General features: G+C 55.6%; 16 protein-coding genes and 5 pseudogenes. 14 read left to right on the top strand and 7 right to left on the bottom strand.

The window, feature by feature from the left end:
* The first annotated feature begins 2 nt into the window (after window positions 1-2).
* The 5 genes and pseudogenes from CKW15_RS16055 to CKW15_RS29080 all read left to right on the top strand — a co-directional run bounded on the left by CKW15_RS16055 (window position 3) and on the right by CKW15_RS29080 (window position 7,154).
* A complete protein-coding gene (locus CKW15_RS16055; RefSeq protein ID WP_095152382.1) occupies window positions 3-1,364 on the top strand; it encodes a DUF1329 domain-containing protein in 1,362 nt (453 codons plus the stop codon).
* Between the two features lie 77 nt (window positions 1,365-1,441).
* A complete protein-coding gene (locus tag CKW15_RS16050; RefSeq protein WP_095152381.1) occupies window positions 1,442-2,545 on the top strand; it encodes a YCF48-related protein in 1,104 nt (367 codons plus the stop codon).
* A 4-nt stretch (window positions 2,546-2,549) separates the two neighbouring features.
* Entirely contained in the window at window positions 2,550-5,012 is a 2,463-nt protein-coding gene (locus CKW15_RS16045) for an RND family transporter (RefSeq protein ID WP_095152380.1), read from the top strand.
* Between the two features lie 201 nt (window positions 5,013-5,213).
* A pseudogene (locus CKW15_RS29085) lies at window positions 5,214-6,296 on the top strand (HAMP domain-containing protein); the annotation flags it as partial.
* Window positions 6,291-7,154: a methyl-accepting chemotaxis protein gene (locus CKW15_RS29080; protein ID WP_371856299.1), complete on the top strand. Its 864-nt coding sequence runs from the start codon at window positions 6,291-6,293 to the stop codon at window positions 7,152-7,154. The pseudogene CKW15_RS29085 and the gene CKW15_RS29080, both read left to right, overlap by 6 nt.
* On the opposite strand, the pseudogene CKW15_RS16035 reads toward CKW15_RS29080, so the two are convergent.
* The 6 genes and pseudogenes from CKW15_RS16035 to CKW15_RS16010 all read right to left on the bottom strand — a co-directional run.
* Window positions 7,148-7,641 (bottom strand): annotated as a pseudogene (locus CKW15_RS16035) (LysR family transcriptional regulator); the annotation flags it as partial. The gene CKW15_RS29080 and the pseudogene CKW15_RS16035 overlap by 7 nt on opposite strands.
* A 147-nt stretch (window positions 7,642-7,788) precedes the next feature.
* On the bottom strand, window positions 7,789-8,385 hold the full coding sequence (locus CKW15_RS16030; protein ID WP_256583223.1) for a LuxR C-terminal-related transcriptional regulator: 597 nt from the start codon (window positions 8,383-8,385) through the stop codon (window positions 7,789-7,791).
* 218 nt (window positions 8,386-8,603) lie between these two features.
* Window positions 8,604-9,929 carry an MFS transporter gene (locus CKW15_RS16025; RefSeq protein WP_095152378.1) on the bottom strand — a complete coding sequence of 442 codons (1,326 nt, stop codon included), beginning with the start codon at window positions 9,927-9,929 and terminating at the stop codon, window positions 8,604-8,606.
* A 42-nt stretch (window positions 9,930-9,971) separates the two neighbouring features.
* Window positions 9,972-10,142, bottom strand: coding sequence for a DUF2783 domain-containing protein (locus CKW15_RS16020; RefSeq protein ID WP_256583222.1), 171 nt, complete (start codon window positions 10,140-10,142; stop codon window positions 9,972-9,974).
* An 8-nt stretch (window positions 10,143-10,150) separates the two neighbouring features.
* On the bottom strand, window positions 10,151-11,863 hold the full coding sequence (locus CKW15_RS16015; protein ID WP_095152376.1) for an FAD-dependent monooxygenase: 1,713 nt from the start codon (window positions 11,861-11,863) through the stop codon (window positions 10,151-10,153).
* Window positions 11,864-12,015: 152 nt separating this feature from the next.
* Window positions 12,016-12,396 (bottom strand): annotated as a pseudogene (locus CKW15_RS16010) (site-specific integrase); the annotation flags it as partial.
* A 61-nt stretch (window positions 12,397-12,457) separates the two neighbouring features.
* Between CKW15_RS16010 and CKW15_RS28780 the strand changes: the two are divergent.
* The 9 genes and pseudogenes from CKW15_RS28780 to CKW15_RS15965 all read left to right on the top strand — a co-directional run.
* Window positions 12,458-12,568, top strand: a pseudogene (locus tag CKW15_RS28780) (P1 family peptidase); the annotation flags it as partial.
* 253 nt (window positions 12,569-12,821) lie between these two features.
* Window positions 12,822-13,649: a helix-turn-helix transcriptional regulator gene (locus tag CKW15_RS16000; RefSeq protein WP_056723403.1), complete on the top strand. Its 828-nt coding sequence runs from the start codon at window positions 12,822-12,824 to the stop codon at window positions 13,647-13,649.
* A 222-nt stretch (window positions 13,650-13,871) separates the two neighbouring features.
* The gene (locus CKW15_RS15995) at window positions 13,872-15,416 is read left to right on the top strand and encodes an ABC transporter substrate-binding protein (protein ID WP_095152374.1); all 1,545 of its coding nucleotides are present in this window, start codon (window positions 13,872-13,874) and stop codon (window positions 15,414-15,416) included.
* 178 nt (window positions 15,417-15,594) lie between these two features.
* Entirely contained in the window at window positions 15,595-16,611 is a 1,017-nt protein-coding gene (locus CKW15_RS15990) for an ABC transporter permease (RefSeq protein WP_095152373.1), read from the top strand.
* Complete coding sequence (locus CKW15_RS15985) at window positions 16,608-17,492, top strand: ABC transporter permease (RefSeq protein ID WP_095152372.1); 885 nt, start codon at window positions 16,608-16,610, stop codon at window positions 17,490-17,492. Before CKW15_RS15990 ends, CKW15_RS15985 begins: the two co-directional genes overlap by 4 nt.
* Complete coding sequence (locus tag CKW15_RS15980) at window positions 17,492-18,523, top strand: ABC transporter ATP-binding protein (RefSeq protein WP_095152371.1); 1,032 nt, start codon at window positions 17,492-17,494, stop codon at window positions 18,521-18,523. The genes CKW15_RS15985 and CKW15_RS15980 overlap by 1 nt, the downstream gene beginning before the upstream one ends.
* Window positions 18,524-18,547: 24 nt before the next feature.
* Complete coding sequence (locus CKW15_RS15975; RefSeq protein ID WP_095152370.1) at window positions 18,548-19,504, top strand: ABC transporter ATP-binding protein; 957 nt, start codon at window positions 18,548-18,550, stop codon at window positions 19,502-19,504.
* A 6-nt stretch (window positions 19,505-19,510) separates the two neighbouring features.
* The gene (locus CKW15_RS15970; protein ID WP_095152369.1) at window positions 19,511-20,749 is read left to right on the top strand and encodes a serine hydrolase; all 1,239 of its coding nucleotides are present in this window, start codon (window positions 19,511-19,513) and stop codon (window positions 20,747-20,749) included.
* A gap of 247 nt (window positions 20,750-20,996) precedes the next feature.
* A complete protein-coding gene (locus CKW15_RS15965) occupies window positions 20,997-22,178 on the top strand; it encodes a hypothetical protein (RefSeq protein WP_095152368.1) in 1,182 nt (393 codons plus the stop codon).
* Between the two features lie 134 nt (window positions 22,179-22,312).
* On the opposite strand, the pseudogene CKW15_RS15960 reads toward CKW15_RS15965, so the two are convergent.
* Window positions 22,313-22,491: pseudogene (locus tag CKW15_RS15960) on the bottom strand (IS256 family transposase); the annotation flags it as partial.

Genomic DNA, 22,491 nt, shown 5'->3' with positions numbered 1-22,491 from the left:
ACATGATTTCTCGAATTAAATTCAGTGCTGCTTATCTCTTCATAATGAGTGCTATTGCTTTTAGTGCGTCCGCGATGGCTACCGGAGTGGATGATTTAGGCAAAAGTCTGACCCCCTTTGGCGCTGAGCGGGCTGGTAACGCGGATAAAACTATCCCGGCATGGGAGGGTGGATATACCACCGTTGATCCGTCTTATCAGAAGGGTGGTAAGCGTGGCGATCCTTTCGCCGCGGATAAACCACTGTTCAGCATTACTTCGAAGAACATGGCTCAATACGCAGATAATCTGAGCGATGGTGTTAAAGAAATGTTCAAACGGTATCCAGACACCTATCGAATGGATATCTACCCAACACGTCGAACAGCAGCGGCTCCGCAGTGGGTATATGACAATACAGCCAAGAATGCGGTTAATGCCAAGCTGGTAGAGGGTAGCGCGGGTCCAATGCCCGAAGGGGCTTATGGCGGTATCCCGTTTCCGATTCCGAAAAATGGTGACGAGGCGATGTGGAACCATCTGCTGAGTTGGAGCGGTACCTCCATTACGCGGGACGCTCGCTTTTATTTGATGACTGCTGATGGTCAACAGGTAATGACTACCGATGGTAAGGCTATCCAAGAGATGCCGTATTACTTTCAGGATGGCTCGGCGCAGACTTTCGATGGCGATTACTGGATGATTCGCCTGCTTAATATTGGTCCACCGATTCGTGCTGGTGAGCAGGCGATGGATCGGGCCAATCTCAATGCCGATAAATCACAGACGCATATCTACCTTGCCGGCCAACGGCGAGTGCGCAAGGTACCTAACTCCTGCTGCGACACGCCAGCGCCTTCAACAGCAGGCGTGATGGCCTATGATGAACTGTCCGTTTATAAAGGGCGGCTCAACCGGTTCAATTGGAAGTTAGTAGGTAAAAAGGAACTTTATATTCCCTATAACACCAATAAATTCTTTACCGCAGGCAAACCGGAAGACGTACTTGGTAAGCGGCATCTTAATCCAGACGTCTTGCGCTGGGAACTGCATCGTGTGTGGGTTGTCGAGGCAAATCTGAAGCCTGGCGAGCGCCATCAAATGGTTAAGAGCCGTTACTACCTGGATGAAGATACCTGGCAAGCGCTGTTGGGCGATCGTTGGGATGCAAGTGGTCAATTGGCCAAAACGCTGTGGGCGCTACCGGCAGTCATGCCAGATATTCCTGCTCAGGCTTCTGTCTCGTCGGGGTTCTATGACTTTATGTCCGGTACTTGGTTTGTACTTGACCTGCTCACTGGACAGTCCTCGCAATGGGGGATTGTCGAGCGTTTCAAGAAGTCTGACTTCTCGCCAACAGTAATGGCGGGGCAGGGTGTGCGTTAACGCTAAGACTCTCTGAAAAGCACCGACAATCTCAGTTGTCGGTGCTTTTGCGACACGCGGTTCAAGAGATAATAAAAATGATAATAAACAGTCGTTTAAGTGCCTTGGCGTTAGCTTTGGCTTTGTCTGCTTTAGCTTCGCTTGCTTGTGCTGAGGGTGGAGCCGTAGGCTCTGTCCTGAGCTCATCGGCGATGCAAATCGCCACACCCGCTCATGCTGTTTTGATTGATTTGGCACGTGCTGGTGATCGACTGATTGCGGTTGGTGAAAGAGGCGTCATTGTACTTTCCGATGACAATGGCCAGTCCTGGAGACAGGTGCAGGTACCGGTCTCAGTCAGTCTGGTTGCGGTTCAGTTCATCGATGACGAACATGGCTGGGCGGTCGGACACGGTGGCACAGTGTTGGCCACTGCTGACGGTGGTGAGCGCTGGAGCCTCCAGCTTACGGGTATACAGGCTGCAGAGATTGAGTTAAAGGCAGCTCAAGATATAAAGGCTAATGCAGTCGCTGCCGACGCGGCTGATATGCGCATTTCCAATGCCGAACGCCTGGTAGCAGATGGGCCGGATAAACCATTCCTGGCGCTGCATTTTCTTGATGCCAGCCACGGCCTCGTAGCCGGCTCTTACGGAATGGTTTTTTCTACTCAGGATGGTGGGGCAACATGGCAATCGCTGATAGGCAGCATCGAAAATCCGTCGCTTGTGCACATCTACGCGATCGCTCGGAAAGACCACCTTTGGTTTCTTGCCGGTGAACAAGGTTATGTAGCTCGCTCAACAGATGACGGAAAGTCTTTCACACAATTGCCAAGCCCATATAACGGTAGCTTTTTCACTGCGAATGTACGGGGTGACGGAGCTCTGCTGATCGCGGGACTTAAAGGCCATGCCTATTTGTCGTCTGATGATGGTGCCAGCTTTAATCAATTGAAGATGTCTAGGCCGAGTTCAATCAGTAGTTCCGCTCGATTGCCAGATGGAAGTGTATTGCTAGCCAATCAAACTGGTGATGTGTTCAGTAGCTCCACCTCAAATGGTTTAGCACTTAACCCGGTGGGCAATCCGCTGGGAATTCCCGTGAGCAGCATTGTTGAGGCGGTCGACGGTAGTCTGATTACCTCCGGTTTTGCTGGTTTGTCACGTTTTTCACATCCCGCCACTGAAGTTTCGGAGTGAGCATATGAATTCCGCTCGTCATCCTTCCCTGCCTGAGTCAGGCATATTTGATCCAAGGTCAGGGACCTTGGTTGAGCGTGCTTTATTCAACCATCGCCACTGGGTGCTTCTGCTATGTCTGCTGACGACGGTCCTGCTCGGCTGGCAATCCACTCGACTGGGATTGAACGCTAGTTTCGAGAAGATGATCCCGACTGGTCATCCCTATATTGCCAATTATCTAGCCAATCAAAAGGAGCTCTCCGGACTCGGTAATACGGTGCGTATCGCGGTTGCAAACAAGAAGGGGGATATCTACGACACTGATTACCTGCGTACTTTGCAGTCCATGAACGATCGTATCTTTTTGCTGCCAGGCGTGGACCGCGTGTACATGAAGTCGCTATGGACGCCTTCCACACGCTGGGTTTCGGTGACGGAGGATGGGCTTGATGGTGGACCGGTCATTCCTGACAAGTACGACGGCAGCCCCGCATCCCTCGCTGAGTTACGAAGCAATGTGCAGTTGTCCAACGAGATAGGCCAACTGGTAGCCTTCGACCAGCGGTCCAGCATCATTTCCATTCCTTTGCTCTCACGCACGCCGGAGGGGCAGCCCCTCGACTACGCCAAACTTTCTGCTCAGTTGGAAGCGCTTCGCGCCGAGTTTCAAAGCGACAACATTGACATTCACATCACGGGGTTCGCAAAGAAGGTAGGGGACCTGATAGATGGGCTGGGGCAAATCATGCTGTTCTTTGCCGCCGCCATTGCTATCACGACAGTAGTGCTCTATGGCTACACCCGATGCCTGCGGAGCACATTTCTGGTCGTGCTTTGCTCGGTAGTGGCAGTTGTCTGGCAGCTTGGTTTGCTGCCGTTGCTGGGGTATGAGCTTGACCCATATTCGGTCCTGGTGCCCTTTCTGGTGTTTGCCATTGGCATGAGTCATGGCGCCCAGAAAATGAACGGCATCATGCAGGATATTGGTCGCGGCATGCACCGAGTGGTTGCCGCGCGCTTCACGTTTCGTCGCCTGTTTCTCGCCGGTCTGACTGCACTGCTTTGTGATGCGGTGGGATTCGCCGTGTTAATGATCATTCAGATTAAAGTCATTCAAGATTTGGCCATTATCGCTAGCATCGGCGTTGCGGTGCTGATTTTCACCAACCTCATTTTGCTACCCGTCCTGCTCTCCTATGTCGGCGTCAATCGCTGCGCAGCCGAACTAAGCCTCAAGAGCGAACGGGCCGAGCAGAGTGGTCAAGCGCGACACGTTTTTTGGCGATTCCTTGATCTATTTACTCGAAAACCATGGGCCTTGATCAGCGTAGTTGTCAGCCTGGTGGCTGCTGTGCTGGGCTTTATGGTCAGCTTGCATCTGGCAATTGGCGATCTTGATGCGGGAGCGCCAGAGCTACGTCCAGACTCGCGTTACAATCTGGACGATGCCTTCATGACCCGCAGCTACGGGGCCAGCAGTGACCTGTTTGCCATAATGGTGAAGACGCCGAAGAGTGCCTGCTCTCGCTACGACATCTTGCGCAAGGTCGATGATTTAGATTGGCAGTTGCGTAGTTTGCCCGGTGTAGATTCAACCAACTCCATGGCGCTGCTAAATCGTCGTATGTTGGTAGGCCTGTCTGAGGGCAACTCGAAGTGGTACGAGCTGCAAAACAACCAGGCAATGCTCAACATGATTACCGCCAGCGCGCCACGTGGACTTTACAACGAGTCCTGCAGCCTGCTGACGCTTTACGTTTTTCTCAAAGACCATAAGGCTGAAACCCTTTCGCGCCTGGTTAATCACGTCGAAGCTTTTGCAGCGGCTAATGACACCGATGAAGTCAAATTCCAGCTTGCTGCCGGTTCTGCAGGAATAGAGGCGGCAACTAACATTGTGGTCAAAGAGGCCAACCGCGAAATGCTGTTTTGGGTGTACGGCGCGGTTATTTTGCTCTGCCTCATCACCTTCAGGTCTTGGCGAGCGACTTTGTGTGCCGTAATTCCGCTTATGCTCACGTCGATACTGTGTGAGGCATTGATGGTCGGGTTAGGTATTGGCGTAAAAGTGGCGACGTTGCCGGTAATCGCTCTAGGTGTCGGTATCGGGGTTGATTACGCGCTGTATGTAATGACCATCATGCTGGGTTTCTTGCGCGAAGGAAAAAGCCTCTCGGAAGCTTACTACCGTGCCTTGGTTTCCACTGGGAAGGTCGTAATGCTCACAGGGATAACTTTGGCGATAGGTGTTGGTACCTGGATATTTTCCCCCATCAAGTTCCAGGCTGACATGGGTGTTCTCCTGGCGTTCATGTTTGTCTGGAACATGGTGGGGGCTCTTCTCCTGCTGCCGGCACTGGCTTACTTTCTTTTGCCTTCCACCCCCCGTACCGATGCTTCCAGCAGCAAGGTGGCCAACCCGATGGCGTTGAGTGAACAACCCACTTCAGCTCATCCACTGCGTCTGCACAGCGCCAACTCCTGATCATCGCGCCACGGCGTATTACGGTTGATCAAGGGCTTTCATAACAACTGCGGCGGGGGAATATAGCGCGCGGATAATCCTGGACCTGGTTCAGGTTTTTTTCCGGCCATTGACGCTGCCTACGTTGGGCAGGCCGTAGCGGCTCCTTCAGTGGACATGTTTCCCTGTCCCCTGGCGCACCACCACTAGCATGAAGAGGGGATGGGTATGTCTTTGGTGAACCGGTTACTGGGTAATCTCTCGGTAGGAGCTAAGCTGTCGATCGGTTTTGGCTTGGTGCTGCTATTCACTCTCGGGGTGGGAATTACCGCGTTTCATTCTTTGAGTTTGTTGGGGGCACGCGGTGAACAACTCCGTACTGAGGACTGGATTCAAACGTTGATCCTGCAGGCTCGAATCGCGGAAAAAGAATATGCGCTAAATCTTTCTCCTCTGGCGCAGGATCAAGTGCGAAGTGCAATTGACCAGCTCATTCGCCATTTTGATGATCTCCCCCAAAAAAACAGCGCTGAGATAGCGATGCGGGATGCGTCCAGCGACTATTTGAAGCAATTCCTGAGTTATGCCGAGTCTCTTCAGCGAGCACGCGAGGCTCGCTTGCGCATGCAAATACTCGCCCAGACAGCGGGTGAGAGCTTCACCTTGGTATTTCTCGATCAGCTGGATGCATTGAGCGAGCAACAAGAACAAGGAGCCTCTCCAGGCAGTGGGAAACTGTTGTTGCTGGAACAGACCACCGCTCTGCGTGACAAGCTGGCGAAGCTCCGTGACAGCGAACTTTATTATTCGTTGGATGGTGAGGAGCGCTTCCGTAGCGATTGGGAGATGAGCATGAGCGACCTGCTGTCTTCAATGCAGGTGCTCAATCTTGATGATCAGGAAAAGGTTTCGCTGCAGGCTGCAAGCAACGCTTTGGGAGATTATCGAAAAGCCTTCGAACAGTTCGTTGCCAGCCGCAAGCAAATAGCACTTAGTAGCGAAGCGATGAACACGCAAACCCAGCAAGTCAGCGGGTTGCTGGATAAGGCCAACCAATTTCAGAGCCAGGCGATTCAACGCGATAGTCGCAGCGCATTCCTTCAGCTTGGCCTTATCAGCCTGCTGGCATTAGCGTTGGGTGTTGGCGCCAGTCTATTAATACGCCACTTGATACTGCAGCCTTTACGTCGGGTTGTTCATTTGGCGCAACAGGTTGCTGCAGGCGACCTAAATTGTGCGCTTGACGGTAGTAGCGGTCGCCATGATGAGCTTGGGCAGCTATTGGATACGGTCAATGGCATGCTAGGTAGTTTGAGAGGTTTGGTGGGTCGAATTGGTTCCGGGGTAGGCCTGCTCAATGGAACGGCAGGGAGTCTGGCAGAAGTCATTCAGCGCAGCAGCCGGGGTGTTGAAAGACAACGACAGGAGACTGAAATCGCCGCAACCGCAATGCAGCAAATGACCGCGATGGCCAGCGAAGTTGCGCATAATGTCAAGGAGGCTAGTGCTGCCGTCACTCTTGCCGATGGCCAGGCGCGTGAAGGTGACGATTTGGCACGCCAAGCGGGTTCCAAGATCGATCAATTAGCTTTGGAAATGACCGGCTGCGCTGATGCCATGCAATCTTTGCTTCTGGAAAGTACCGCCATAGGCGGTGTACTTGACGTTATTAAGGCTGTAGCAGAGCAGACAAATTTACTGGCATTAAATGCGGCCATAGAAGCTGCGCGAGCGGGTGAACATGGTCGTGGATTCGCGGTAGTTGCTGACGAAGTGCGTGGATTGGCGCGCCGCACACAGCGTTCTACTGCGGAAATCGAAGGCTTGATCAGTCGACTGCGTGGGGTTGCCCATCAGGCAACTGAGCGGCTTCAAGGGAGTCATGTACTAACAGGAGAAACAGTGATCCTTGCTGGTCAGGCATCTCAGGCATTGACGCGTATTACCCGCGCGGTATCAAGCATTGAGCAGATGAACAAACAAATCTCGGCGGCAGCGGAGCAACAACAAGTTTTGGCACAACAGGCGAGCCAGAACATAGTGCGGGTGCGCGAGGTGGCAGAGGAAAGCGCCCAGGAAAGTGTGAAATTGCAGCAGTTGACGCTCGAACTCCAGCAAGTGGATCAGGAGTTGAATGCAGCGGTCGGTCACTTCCGCACGTAAGTATTTTCATCCAGTAGCGAGTTACGCTCCAGCGTATACCCCCTTCGAGCTGGAACTGGCTGGCCAGATCAATTCGCCGTGCGTTGAGCTGCGCCGCCGAGTGGCCGGAAAGCATTTCCACCAGATGCAGTTGAATGTCCGGATAACGCGTACGCATTGCGTTGATCAACGGCAACGCGAGCACCGTCGCGGTAGTCGGCGGTAAGCCGACGCTCACATAACCGCTCATTCGCCCGCGATGGGCGGCCATGATCGCGTTTTCCGCCTGGCGTAGCGTCAACTGGGCATGGTGTAAAAACGCAAATCCTGCGCTAGTGGGCGTCACGCCGGTGGAGGTTCGATTCAGGAGGCGGGTGCACAGTTCGCTTTCCAGCTTGTAGATTTTTTGACTGAGGGCTGACACACCAATGTCCAGTTCAAGTGCTGCACGCCCCAGGCTGCCAAGCTCAATGATTTTTACGAAATAGCGCAGTTGTCTCAATTCCAATGTGGCTGCTCCCTGCGAATGTGTTGTTCCAATACTTGAACGTTTGCCACGCGAGTTACGAAGTCGAAATAGCCACCCATCGCTAGCAGTCAATGAAAGATGCTCAGACTCGCGGTTGTTCCCCAATGCTCAGTAATCAACGCCTGTTCAGGACCAACGACCTCTCACTACCAGCCCCAGCAATTCTCGATGTCCGCTGACTCCCACCTTTCGATAAAGTCGCTTGATGTAGGTAGCGGCGCTTGAGCGCTGGATGCCCATCAGAGGCGCAATGTCTTCCGCCCCCAGGCCACTGAGCAAATGCCTGAGCAGTTCACGGTCCCGACGAGTCAGTTCAGGAAAGAGCAACTCGACGCGTTGACTTAACAAGGACGGCATTTGATTGGCTTCGATAAAAGCGCGATAGTGCAAACGCGTTACTTGAATCAGTAACGGCGCAACCGACTCGATAAATTCAATTTCGTGCTGATTAAAATTGCCGTGCTCACGACCTCGATAGAAGTTGATCGACAGCCAGGCCCCGCCTTCTTCCTGATGATTGAGCAAAGCCATGCGTTGGGAGATTTGCGGTTGCTCGTAGCAGACCCGCCGATAGTCACGATGGGTGATATCTTCAACTGACTGAAGCTGAGCCAGGATTCGCGCGCTGCCGTATTTTGCCCGATGGTCGAGCATCGCTTGGCGGTTGCCGTCCAGGCTGTGAAAACGCTCGACGTAGTCCCGAGAGATACGCGATATCTGCACGAGTCTTGCCTGATCGGAACACGACAACACCTGCGGCTCCTGGCCTTGCGGATAAGCGAAAATTGTACATTGAGCCAGCGGCATTTCACCCCGTACCAGGGTCAGTAACTCTGCCGCCAACCAGGTTCGGCAGTCCTCGCCTACCCGAGCCAATAGATGAGCAATTTCCCCCGTCGTCAATGGGCTCTGATGGTAAACGTTGGTAAGCAGCCAGTGGTTCATTCAGGGATGAGTTCACGTGATGAAGGTTGGCGTTCGTGGGGTAGTGTGCGTACCAGCATTGCAGCCACCAGTAACAGCAGCGCAGCGTACAGACAACCGGCGGTATAGGTATGGGTAAGGTCTTTCAGCCAGCCGACCACTAAGGGGTTAAGGGCAGACCCCAGATTACCCACGGCATTGATCACCGCGATGCCCACCGCCCTGGCTTGAAAACTCAATGAGCGATCCGGCAGGGTCCAGAAAATCGACATGGCCGTGTAGGAGCCCGTCGCCGCCATGCAGACCCCGGCCAGTTGCACGATCGGCTCACTCGACAGGGCCGTGCAACACCAGCCTGTTGCAGCCAGCAGCATTGGAAGCGCCAGGTGCCAACGCCGCTCCTGGGTCAGGTCCGAGTGTCGGCCCCAGAGGATCATGCCAATGATGGTGCATATTTGCGGAATTGCCGACAACAATCCGATCAGCGTATTGCTCTGGCCAGTGCTGAAGCTCTTGACGATCAACGGCGTCCAGACTGCGATCATCGCCAAGGTGTTGACCAGGCAAAAGTACACCAGACAGAACAGAATCACCGATGGCGACAGCAACTCACGTCCCCAGTGAGCGTGAGGGGAAGGGGCCTGACGGTCACGCTCGATCAACTCGGCCAACTGCAGCTTCTCATCGACGCTCAACCAGTGTGCCTTGCGCGGCTGATCATCCAGATAACCGTACACCGCCAGACCGAGTAAGACGCTGGGTAGTCCTTCAAGAAGAAACAGCCATTGCCAGCCTGCCATGCCCCAGTGGCCATCCAGCCCCAAAATGGCGCCGGACAAGACCGAGCCAAAGCCCGCGGTAAACGGCATGGCGATCATGAACAGCGCATTGGCACGAGCCCGGTACGCTGCCGGAAACCAGAACGTCATGTACAACAGCACACCGGGCAGAAATCCTGCCTCGGTGACACCTACCAACGCACGCAACCAATACAGGCTGGCCGCGTCATGCGCAAACAGGGTGGCGGTCGACGCCACGCCCCAGGCAATCATCAGGCTGCCAATCCAGCGACGGGCGCCGAGTTTCGCGAGAGCCATGTTGCTGGGGATGCCGCAGGCGATGTAGGCCAGGTAAAAAATCGTCGTTGCCATACCGAACTGGGTACTGCTCAAACCCAGATCGTCCATCATCGTCAGCCCGGCGAAGCCGATGTTGATACGGTCCAGAAATGAAAAAACGAAACAGATGAACAGAAACCACAGCAGGCGTTTCGAGACTTTGGCGATGACCAGCGGCTGAGCGCCGGCCTCCTCGCCAGGGGGCACAGCAGGACGAGATGGCATAGGGGTGATCCTGTTCTTGTAATTATTGGCTGGCGCGAAGCTTTACAGGTCTTGTCCGGCGCATCTGATCAGTGCGTCGAAGCGCTCGGCATCGTTCAGTGCCTCGGCCGCCAGTAGTGCCAGCTTGACCAGAAACAACTCGCTGTCGTTACCCGTACGATCAATCGCCTCGGCAAGTCGGTCATAGGCGCGTTCGAGGTCTGTTACGTTCATTGACTGGCTCATGGGCGGTCACTCCCGTTGTGGCCAAGGGCCTGGTTCAATCCATGGCGCAAACGCTCGCCATCCAGATGCAACCAGCGCGCGCAGACATGCTGGTCCGGGCGCGCCAGATAGGCGGCGCCTGCGTGCTTCACGCCGTAACGCGTGCTGAACAGATTGTCGCAATCGGTCAGGGTCAGGTCGGCGTGTTGCACCTGCAGGACTCCATTCATGGCGATCGCGATCACTTGTATCGGCAGTCCCTGGCGGCGCAGCGCCTGGACTTGTGCAACGACTTCGACATCGAGTGCCGCCGCGTCAGTGAAGCAAATCAAATGATAAGCGGGCGCCAGCTCATCGAAAAAATAGTGCTGCTCTGCCAGACGTACATTCAGCAACGGTGCACCGTTGCGCGGCCCGCCGGTAAACAATTGATTATCGTCGTTCACCGCGTTGAGTTGTGAATCGGCATAATCGTGAGCCCTTGAAGTCCGCCAGTGATAGAGCGGGCGCACGAACTCCCGGGTCAACGACAGCGATAGCACCGCATCGCGCAACAGTCGATAACCGCGGCTAGGCGGCGCCATGAACCGCGTGCTCTTGCCTGCCTCTTCAATGATTTCACGAGCAGCCTTGACCCGTTCGTCACTGTAAGAAGCCAGCAGTCCGGCACCGGCCAGGCCTTTGATGTGCAGGGCCAGTTTCCAGCCCAGGTCGTGGCAATCCTGGAAGCCGGTATTGGCCCCGCGCACGCCGAAAATCGGTAACAGGTGCGCCGCGTCTCCGGCGAAAATCACGCGGTCGTTGATGTACTCCGCCAGGGTCAGCGCCCGGGCCGAGTACACCGAACTCCAATCCAGCTCCCAGACCGGGTTCTCGACGCCGAGCATTGCCAGTTGCGCATTGATGCGCTCACGCAAGGAGTCCGGGTGCAGCGCCTGCTCGGGCGTTTCGTCCACGGGCAATTGGTAATCGATACGCCAGATATCACCGGGCTCGCGGTGCATCAACACGGTGTTGCCGGGGTTCCAGGCGGGATCGAAAAACGCCAGGCGTTCGGTCGGCAGATCGAGCTTGATGCGGATGTCGGCAATCACGAACCGCCCTTCATAGGACGCCCCTTCAAGCTTGAGCCCCAGCAACGAGCGCAGTCCGGAGCGGGCGCCATCGGCGGCCACCACCCAATCGGCCTCCAGGCTATAGGTATCGCCCGGGGTATCGACTTGCAAGACGGCACCGTCGACGCCTTGCTCGATATCGATGACTTTATTGCCCCAACGCATTTCGATCAGCGGCTGTACCTGGACGGCCTCCACCAGATGTTGCTCCAGATACTGCTGTTGCAAGTTGGTCATCGGCGCAAAACGATCGTGCGGATCGACCGGAGCTTCCATGCGAAAAACCCGCTGGCCGCGGTAGTAGGAATTGCCGAAACGCCAGGGCAGGCCCTGCTCGGTCACCGCCCCGGACACCCCCACTTGCTGGAAAATCTCCATGGAACGACGGGTGAACACAATCGCGCGGCTGCCTTCACAGACTTGCTGTTCAGCGGCCAGAACAGTGCTTCTGATACCGTAGCGCGCCAGTTCGAGCGCCAGCGTCAGGCCAATAGGTCCAGCACCCACAATCGCAACGGGCGAGCGATTGACGATGCTTGGGGACGGTACGAAAGCAGGATAAACCTGATAGGGAAAATACAGAGATCGATGGGGTACGATTTGAGGCTGATGCATGGTCCGGCGGCTCCCGGTTTATTGTTATCGGGGACAAATCTTGTCTTCGAGCCACTCTAAACCGGAGCGCTCGGAAAGATGTCCCCTGAAGGGGACATCTTTCCGAGCGCTGGTATTGACCAACTGCTAGAAAATCGCCAACCGGTAGTGACTTATGAAGGCGGTAGGGATCCAGTCGCGGTATACGTTGGAAAAGACATCATCGACTCGGCTGGTGGATGCTCGTAGGTTGAGGACAAGACAGCACTGACTCGATCGCCCTACAGGTTCCAGGCACGCTTCTTCTCTTCGGCATAGTCGTGATGTAGGTAATGGCGCCTCACCCGCGAACCGGCCAGCACATGGTTTTGGCAGCGGTCGATGACGTCCAGGCTGACACCCAAGGCTTGCTTCATGGTCGCCTCCGTACGGCGCAGGTCATGCGGAGTCCAGTCGCCGTTTTGGCCGTCGGCAAGGACCAGGGTATCGTCATGGCACCGTCTGGAGAGGGCCTTGCGGTTTTTGAACCGGGCCTGGCGATCGCCGACCTGTTTATATGGCGCGCTGTCTCTGAGCACTCTGGTTTCCGCGATGCTGGCGCCATTGACCAGTCGGCTGGCCAATGATGCGCGGCTGCTGCCGCACCAATGCAGGTGTCTGGCGCAACGTGCCAACCCAGGCCTCGCTCGCACCGGTGGTGCTAATGAAGACTACAGCGGTGACATCTTGGGTAGTAATAGGGGCGAATTACAAATATGCAGCCGATGGTAATTCTACCGAGGCGTCAGGAATCGCTGGATAAGTTTGTGTATTTGTTGAGACGCTATGGTCGGGCTCAATGCTCGCGTCGATCACGGGTTGGCAATACCGAGCTTCTGCGCCACTTTCAGACACGGTCTTGCACGGAGCTTTTGAAGCCGTGACCCCAAGCGACGATTAGTTCAGCATGTTGTCAATTCTGGCGTTAGGAATACTCTTTATGGTCAGTTCCAGTTCATCCCAGTCGATGCAAGACTTCAGTCAAAACTTGCGCCTTCTCTGCGGATATTATAAGTCGGTGGCTAAGGTGTGCCGCTCCCTTGATATCAACCGCCAGCAGTTCAACAAATATTTGGGGGCGCAAGCGACTCCCTCGTCCTTTACCCTGCGCAAGATCTGCACTTTTTTTGGGGTGGATGAGGAGGAAATATTCTCCGAGCATGAATCCTTCCGCGCTCTGCTCAACAGGCAACGTACGGCGCGAGAGCCGGACAGTGCGGTACCAGCCGATTTTTTCCCGAGCTCCGCGCAGGAGTTGTCGAAGTACCAGGGTTACTACTTTGTCTATTTGATGTCGCCTGCCGCGCCGGGGGAGGTGATCAAGTCGATTACCCGCTTGACCCGCTCCGGCGAAAAGATCCTGAGTAAAACGTACGAGCGGATGAGGCTGGGCGATGACCAGCTGAACAGTTTCGGCATCAATAAATATCGTGGGTTCTGCTTTGCCTCATCGGATCTGATTTACATCGTCGAGCGCGAGTACCTCTCGTCCCGGGGCTATATCTGGTCAGCGCTTTATCCCTCCTACCGCAGTCGTTTCCGTTTTCTCAACGGCTTGGTACTCGGCGTTTCGGGTGACAATTTCCGCCGACCTTTTGGTGCCCATATCGTATTTGAGCACCTAGGCGAATCGATCGACCTGCGTAACGCTCTCACCAGTTGCAGCTGTTTTCCGATTGATGCCCCTGAGATTCCCGACGAGGTGAGGTCGCGGCTGCTGGTACATCCATCAGAAGGTGAGTTCAACCTCGTCCCTCCGCTGTTTTAATCTTTTTTTAAAATTGACGCTAGGTGACGCTTTGGGGCGTCACTTGGCGTTTTTTTATTCGTGCTCGCGAAATTGAGCTGGCCGTGCGGCAGATCGATAATGCCATACACCACTCAAATGTCAGTTTCGTTAACGGCCAATCACATCAACTATTCCAGTTGAATGAGTTCCTGCTTCTAGAAGTGATCCGCTGCGCCCACCATAAAAATAAGAGGAACATCTATGAGATTCAAAAGAACATTGATGGCGGGGTTGATGGCGCTGTCCATTACTGCGCCATTGACCAGTGGTTTGGTGTATGCGGCAAACAATACCTTGGTTGTCGCTGATCGAGCCTCTTTCAAGGATTGGGATCCTGCATCGGCTTTTTCGGAGGAAGTGCGGGTACTTGGCAATATCTACGAGACTCTAGTTGTATATAACGCGCCAGGCAGTGCTGAGGAGTTTTCCCCCGGGCTCGCCACGTCCTGGGAAAGCAGCGACAACGGCAAGACCTGGACCTTCAAGCTGCGGCACGGCGTTAAATTTCATGATGGTTCGGCCTTTAATGCCGCAGCCGTTAAAAAGTCCATTGAGTACGTCAAGCAGCTGAAACAGGGCGCTGCATTTGTATGGAACGGTCTGGATGCCGTCGAGGCCCTCGCTGACGATACGGTAGTGCTCAAGTTTAAGAGTCCCACTCCGGCCAATCTGATCGCGGCAGGTCAGTATGCGGCTTACATCATTGCCCCGGCGGCGGTGGAGAAAGGTCATGACTGGATGATGGCTCCCAACGCCATCGGTACCGGTCCCTACAAACTTGGGCAGGTCGAACAGGGCCAGCAAGTGGTGCTTGAGCGATTCGATGGCTACTGGGGAGGTTGGAAAGAAGGGCAATTTGATCGGGTCATCGTGAAGGTCGTGTCCGAAGCTGCCACTCGTACCCAGATGATCAAAAATGGCGAGGCCGGTGTCGCTTGGGATATCCCTCTTGATCAGCTCAAGGTGTTGGGAGAGAACCCCTCCATCAAGGTGAGCACCGCGCCTTCGTGGAAGAACTTTCAATTTTTGATCAATACCCAGAAGTACCCTACGAACAACCTGGCATTTCGTCAGGCGCTGCAGTACCTCTGGGACTATGAAAGTGTCACCAAAGATATTTTGCATGGCTACGGCAGCGTTCCCAAGGGGCCTTTGCCCACCAGTATCTGGGGGCATGCCAGCGTGCCTATGGCCTCTTACGATCTGGATAAAGCCCGACAATTGTTGGAAGCCTCCGGTGTACCTAAGCAGGACTGGAAGGTCTCGATGCAGTACATCAGTGGCATCTATGCAAACGCTGCTGAACTATTCCAGGCCACGGCTTCTCAGGTTGGCGTTGAGGTGGAGTTACTCCCCGGCGAGTGGGGTGTGATCTGGGATAAGGCAAAGAAGCTGGATACCGCTCCCAACATGCAGTCTATGGCTTGGTGGCCGACGTATCCGACACCCAGCGATTGGCTTTTCAGTGAGTTCCATACAGAAAAAACCACGCTATTCAATCTGTCTCACTACAGCAACCCAAACTTTGATCAGTTGATCGAAGAGGCGTCGGCGTTAGAGGGCAGTGATCGGGCCAAGTCCACTGAAAAGTACGTGCAGGCCCAGCAGATACTGGCCAAGGACGCTCCTGCGATCTGGTACGCCGACGTGCAGCAGATACGTGTCTCCCGCAAAGACATCAAGGGTATGGAAAAGAGCCTGAATCCTGCTTATGAGGCGATTCTCTACTACAACCTGAATCGCTGAATGCTGAGTCGTCTTTGATGAAGTGGTACGTGTAATACCTGATTTGCCATGTAAATCGATAACCAGGCAGTTAGTTAATTTGCCTGGTTATTCCCTCAAGGGTTAATTCGCTTTTGGGGGTTTTTAGTAGGGCGTAAGAAGTCAGGGTCAAGTTTTTTAGCCACAAGGGGTATTCCAAATGGCGAAGTATATAGCTCAGCGATTGATAGTGATGTTCTTCATTCTTTTGGGAGTGTTGACCATCACCTTCGTTCTGAGCCGAGCTCTTCCGGGTTCCCCGGTAGAAATGATGCTGGGAAACCACCCCACGGTGGAGCAGATTGCCGTCGCACGGGAAAAACTGGGGTTGGATAAGCCTCTGCCGATCCAATACTTCAATTACATCGGTGATCTTCTCCGAGGTGATTTTGGCACTAGTCTGCGCACCGGGCGGCCGGTGGTGGAGGAAGTGGTCAGGCGGGTTGGTGCGACTTTTGAACTGACATTCCTGGCAATGTTCTGGGTGGTGGTGCTAGGGGTGCCGATCGGTGTCATCTCAGCGGCGCGGCAAAACTCAGTGGTCGACAATGCGGCACGAGCGGGGTCCATCGCCGGGACGGCGTTTCCAGTTTTCATCCTGGCCATGGGCTTGCAGTTACTGTTCTACGGCAAGCTCAACTGGCTGCCACTACAAGGACGTATCGATGCTTCCATTCTTCTCGATAGCCCTTTTGAGCGTGTAACAGGCTTTTACCTGATTGACACGCTGCTGGCCGGTAATTTCGTAGCACTGTGGAGCGCCATCAAACACCTGACGCTACCCGTGCTCACCCTGGTCATCGTGACCTTGGCCACTGTCACCCGGATCACCCGAAACATGATGGTGGAGGTGCTATCCGAGGAGTACATCCGTACGGCCGTTTCTTACGGTGTACCCAAGTGGCGTATCCATTACGCCTATGCCCTGAAGGCGACAATGATTCCGCTCCTGACAGTGGTGGGCCTGACCTTCGGTTACCTGCTCGGTGGTGCGGTAGTTGTTGAGTTCATTTTCGATTGGCCTGGCCTGGGCGGCTTCGTGGTGTTTTCGATTGCCCAGAATGATTTCCCCGCTGTGATGGGCGCCACCTTGGTGCTGGCCACGACGTATCTGTCGATCAACCTGATCGTTGATCTCTTGTATCACCTTGTTGATCCGAGGTTGCGAGTCCAATGAGTATCCAAGACGTATCCCTGTCCATGCCCTCGCGAGCCCCATCATGGCGTATCAAGGCCCTGGCGTTTGCCAGCGACAACAAGTTGTTTGTATTCGGCGCGCTGTTATTGCTGCTGATCATCCTGGCGGCAGTCTTCGCCCCTTGGCTTGCACCTTATGAGCCGAACAAGATTGTCTTTTCCCAGAAATTGCTGGCACCCAACTGGGCACACTGGATGGGCACCGACGAGTTTGGTCGCGACATTCTTTCACGGGTGCTTTATGGCGCACGCACGTCGCTGATCATCGGAGTGAGCGTGACTCTGATTGCGATGCTGATCGGGATTCCGATTGGGCTTGTTTCCGGTTACTTCGGTGGTCGAGTCGATACGCTGCTGATGCGTTTATCAGATGTGTTCCTGGCCTTTCCGCCGCTGTTGTTGCCGATCGCTATCACCGCTGCGCTGGGATCGGGATTGGCCAACGCCATGTTAGCGCTCGCTGTCTCCTGGTTTCCCTGGTACGCGAGGATCATGCGCGGTGCGGTAGTACGGGTTCGGTCAGAAACCTATATCCATGCCGCCCGTTCCATGGGTGTCAGTCACTGCCGTATTTTGCTTCGCCATGTACTGCCCAATGCCACCACGCCTGTGATCGTGCAGGGCTCCATGGACTTTGGTTACACCATTCTCGCCGCTGCCTCGCTGAGCTTTATCGGGCTGGGGGCCAAGCCGCCCATGATCGAATGGGGGCTGATGGCCGCGGCGTCGCGCTCGCAGTTACTTGAGAATCCCTGGACGGTGCTGTTTCCCGGAGTGGCAATTTTTGTCCTGGTGCTGGCCGTCAACCTGGTGGGTGACGGGCTGCGCGATGTGCTCGATCCAAAGAAGGGGACGCGCTGATGATCGACGAATCCTTGCAATATTCTGCTTTCGAGCGTCTCGCCGCTTCGAATAACGACGCAGCTCAAGACCTGGTGCTGGAAGTGGAAGGGCTGACGGTGTCTTTCCCTGGTTTGTTCAAGACCGTAAAGGCCGTACGCGGCATCGACCTTAAGGTAAGGCGCGGTGAGATCCTCGGGTTGGTGGGGGAGTCGGGCTCGGGCAAGTCTATGACGGCCATGTCTTGCCTTGGATTGATGCCTGAAGCCGCTCGGCTGGAAGGCAGTGTCAGGGTCGCCGGACAACAGGTCAACGGCGCCTCGGCATCGCAGCTGGCGGCTTTGCGTGGCGGTGGTGCGGCGATGATCTTCCAGAATCCGATGAAGGCGCTCAACCCGTTCTTCACCATCGGGCGGCAGATGTTCGACGTCATCGGCTGCCATCGGCAACTGAGTAAGGCACAAATCCGCGCCGAGGCGCTGAGCTCGTTGGAAGCGGTGAGCATGCCCGACCCCCCTCTGGCGCTAGCCAAGTACCCGCACCAGATGTCTGGCGGTCAGTTGCAGCGAGTGGTGATTGCCATGGCGCTGGCCTGTCGGCCGAAACTGCTGATCGCCGATGAGCCGACCACGGCGCTGGACGTCACCGTGCAGGCGCAGATCATCGCTCTGCTGCGCAAGCTGGCACGGGAGCAGGACCTGGCGATTCTGTTTATCACCCATAACCTGGGGGTAGTGGCTTCGCTCTGTGACCGGGTGGCGGTGATGTATGCCGGCGAAGTGGTGGAGAGCGGTCCAGTGGGCGAGGTGTTCAAGCGACCTGCACACCCCTACACCCTTAAGTTGATGGGCACCGTGCCCAAGTTGGGGCAGGGACCCCAAGCCCTGGGCTTCATCCCAGGGCAGGTGCCGAACATGGCGGCTCCCCCGGCTGGCTGTGCCTTCAACCCACGTTGTGAACGCGCCACCGGACGCTGCAATCACGCTGCGCCGAGGGTTGTCATCGGCAAGGAGCACTGGGCAGCTTGCCACAACATATTGGTCAAGGTGTGAGGCTTCTGTGAAAGGTAAACGGCTATGAATAACAACAAGCAGCCCGCACTGTTGAGCGTCAATCAGTTGCACAAGACCTACGCCAGCCGCGATGGCCTGGTGACGGCCATTGACCACATCAGCCTGGAGGTGCAGGTCGGTGAGACGGTCGCGCTGGTGGGGGAATCCGGTTGTGGCAAAAGTACGGTGGCCGCGACCTTGCTCGGTCTGCTGCCAGCCGATAGTGGGCAAATTCTGGTTGAAGGTCGGCCGCTGCCCACTGATGCCAGGGCGCGGGGCAGGAGCTTGAGTATGGTGTTCCAGAACCCGTACGCCTCGCTGAACCCGAAAATGACGATCAAGGCGATTGTTGCCGAGCCGCTGAAGGTTGCCTTTGGTCTGCGCGGTAGCGCCTTGCACGCGCGCATTCTCACGCTGTTGGGAAATGTGGGGATGGGCGAGGAGCACATGGAGCGCTATCCCCATGAATTCTCCGGTGGTCAGTTGCAGCGCATCGCTATCGCTCGGGCCCTGGCGCTGGAGTCGAAACTGCTGATCCTCGATGAGCCTACGGCGGCGCTCGACGTTTCGGTCCAGGCCCAAGTGCTGCAACTGCTCAAGACGCTGCAGAACGACAATGGCCTGAGCTACCTGTTTATCAGCCACGACCTTGCGACGGTCGAGTATCTGGCGCAGCAAGTACTGGTGATGTACTTGGGGCGCATCGTCGAGGCCGGGCCTGTGGAGCAGGTGTTTGGCCGACCGCGTCATCCCTACACGCGTGCGCTGCTCAATTCCGTGCCCTCCATCGACCCGGAGCGCCGTGACGAGTTGCAAATCCTGAGTGGCGAGATCCCCAGCCCCTTGAACCGGCCTGCCGGATGCCACTTCGCGCCCCGTTGCCCGCAGGCCAGTGAGCGCTGCCGCCGAGAAGTGCCGGCCGAGACCCAGGATAACCGCCACCGCTTTTCTTGCCACCACCCTCTGAACGATGAGAGCTGAACCCCTATGTACAATAAAAAAGATATGACCGCTCCCGGCATTGGTTATCAGGACCTAAGTTTGATGCAGGGCTATCCGCCGTCCCGGGAAAAGCAAGTTGGCCTGCATAATTGGGACAGTCCGCCCTATAACCGCTGGTCGTTCCAGCACATGAGCCAGTTGTTTCCGGTGGCCGCTATTCATCGCAGTCCTGGACCGGTCACTGAACTCGAGCGCAACGAACGCTCACTGGACGACGTACGTTTCCAGCGGGTCGACGGCGGACAAACCGATCTGGCGACCTTCCTGACCGATAGCTACACCGATGGTTTTTTGGTGCTTCATCAAGGCAAGGTGGTTTCGGAGCAGTATTTCAACGGTATGCAGCCGCACACGTTGCATCTGTTGCAATCGGTATCCAAGACCGTCGTCGGTAGCCTGGTCGGCAGGTTGATCGGCCAGGGCCAAATCGATCCCCAAGCGCGTGTCAGTGACTATGTGCCCGAGCTTTTGGCAAGCGGCTATGGCGACGCCCGGGTACAGGATCTGCTGGATATGCGCACGGGAGTGAGATTCAGAGAGGACTACACCGATCCGGATGCTGAATTCATCCAGTTGGATATCGCCTCGGGTTGGCGTGAACGGGGAGAGCGGGAGTCACCTGACAGCATTTATGGTTTGTTGAAGTCGCTGAGTAAGGACCGTGAACATGGCCAGTTCTTTGAGTATCGCTCAGTGGATACCGACGTGCTGGCCTGGGTCTGTGAGCGGGCCTGCGGCGAGCGGCTCCCTGTTTTATTGAGCCGGGAGATCTGGTCAAGACTGGGGGCAGAGCAAGACGCGAATATCACCCTCGATTGCGTTGGAACTGCATTGGCCGATGGCGGGATGAGCGCCACGCTGCGTGATCTGGCGCGCTTTGCCCAGATGTATCTGCAGGGTGGACATTTCAACGGTCAACAGATTGTTCCAGAGGAGTTTGTGCGTGCATGCGGCCGTGGTTCCACACCGGCTTTTGAAGTCCTCTATGGCTTCTATGTCAAACACTTTCCTGACGCCGCCTATAGCAATCAGTGCTGGGTGCTGGACAGTGAACAGGGTACCTATTCGGCGCGCGGAGTATTTGGGCAGAGTATCTATTGGGATCCGGCTTCTGAAGTGACAATCGTAAAGCTTTCCAGTTGGCCGGACTTTATCAATGCAGAGTGGACGTTGAATACCTTCCGTGCTTGTGCCGCTGTGGTTGAAGAACTGCAACGCAGCTGACGCGGGAGTGTGAATGACCGCGGCTTGTCAGGCACCTCCCAGCCTTGGTGAAGAGGTGCGGTGTGCAGGCTCGGCATAGCTACACCCAGACCCGGCTGGCCGCCGGCGGCTGACCCTCCCGGCCCTCACTTGGACGCTGTTTGCAGCCTTCGTTCTGGTGGGCCCTACCCCTTTCATCCAGACCGCGCTTTTGCCGTGGCCGGGATGAGTGTTGCCAACAATAAAATAAATAAGAGACGGAGCGACCATGAACTTGAACACCACCCGGGCCTTGCGCTCATTGACCCCGCTGGCGCTGTTGGGGGCCCTTTCCACCCCTGCGATGGCGATCCAGGTCACCGACAACCTCGATCTCGGCGGTGCCGTCCGGGCGCGTTGGGACTATGACCCGGATCGCGACATCCAGAAGTTCAACTTCGACACCGCGATCCTCAGCGCCAAGTACAACTCAGATACCTGGATCGGCGAGGCCCAATACCGTTTCTACGGTCGAGCCTACCCTTACGAGTACACAGAGAATGTCGGTGACGTCCAGTTCGCCGAATTGGCGTGGATCGGCTACAAGTTCAACCCCGACCAGCAGGTTCAAGTCGGCCTGAACCAGCTGCCGTTCGGTTTGCAGCCGTACTTCGGCAGCACGTTCTACCAAACCCTGGGCAGCGTCATAGGACTGGAAGACGTGGAAGAAGTCGGCGCCAAGTACATCCAGCAAAGCGGCGACTGGAATATTCAGGCCGGTTACTACCTGCGCCCCGCTTGGCAGGGTAAAGGCACTAGCAATGGTGAAACCTACTCCACCGTGGTCTCCGAAGCGGACAGCTATGTCATCGACGGTAGCAACAACCAGGAACGCAACACAGTGGTCCTTCGGGTGGCCAAGGCGCTGGACCTGGGACCGTGGAAGTCCGAAGTCGGGATCTCCGGCCTGACCTCGTCCCTGGAGAACCGCGACACCAACAACGATGGCCGGCGCAATGCCATGGCGGTGCACTACATCGGCAAGAACGGCCCATGGGGCGTACAACTGCAAGCCGCGCGACAGCAGATGTCCCCGCGCAACCCCGGCACCGATGAACTGGTGACTTTCGGCAGTTACGACGCCACCTTCAACGTCGCCAGTCGCGGCAACTTGTACGTGGCGGATGTAAGCTATGACGTCAGCGGCAAGTATCTGTTCGATCAGATCAGCGGTGTGAAGCTGTACGCCAACTACAGCGCCTTCGATAAATCTGCGGACGATTTCAAGACCTCGCAACGGATGATTTTCGGCACCTCGTTCTCCCTCAGCAAACTATGGATCGCCACGGAATGGTTGTACGGCAAGAATGATCCGGTCATCGGTGGCGGCAGCCTCACCCAGAGTCTGGGGGCTGGTGGTAGTAACCAGTGGGAAAACCAGTTGTACATGAACATCGGGTATTACTTCTGATCCGGATTTTTTGGCAACAGCCCTAATGTCCTTTTCGCGAGCGGGCTCGCTCCCACAGGTTTAGCGCATAATCGGGACTGTCAGATATTTTGTGTGCAGGCCGGTAACGGCCTGCCGTTAGGCAGGCCATTCTTTTACCAGGCAGGCCTGATAAATCGATCTCCGTACAGAATCGCGAATTGATTCATCGCACTTTTCCAGTCATGGGCCGCTGAGCCCCAGTTTGCTGTGATGTTGCGCAGCCCAAGCCAGATCAGTTTTGTCGCCGCATCGTCGGTTGGGAAGTGACCTCGGGTCTTGATGATCTTGCGCA

The organism is Pseudomonas sp. Irchel s3b5, from assembly GCF_900187435.1.
Taxonomy (GTDB): domain Bacteria; phylum Pseudomonadota; class Gammaproteobacteria; order Pseudomonadales; family Pseudomonadaceae; genus Aquipseudomonas.
The sequence above is the reverse complement of the archived record's forward strand: the minus strand, read 5'-3'. Positions and strand labels throughout refer to the sequence as shown.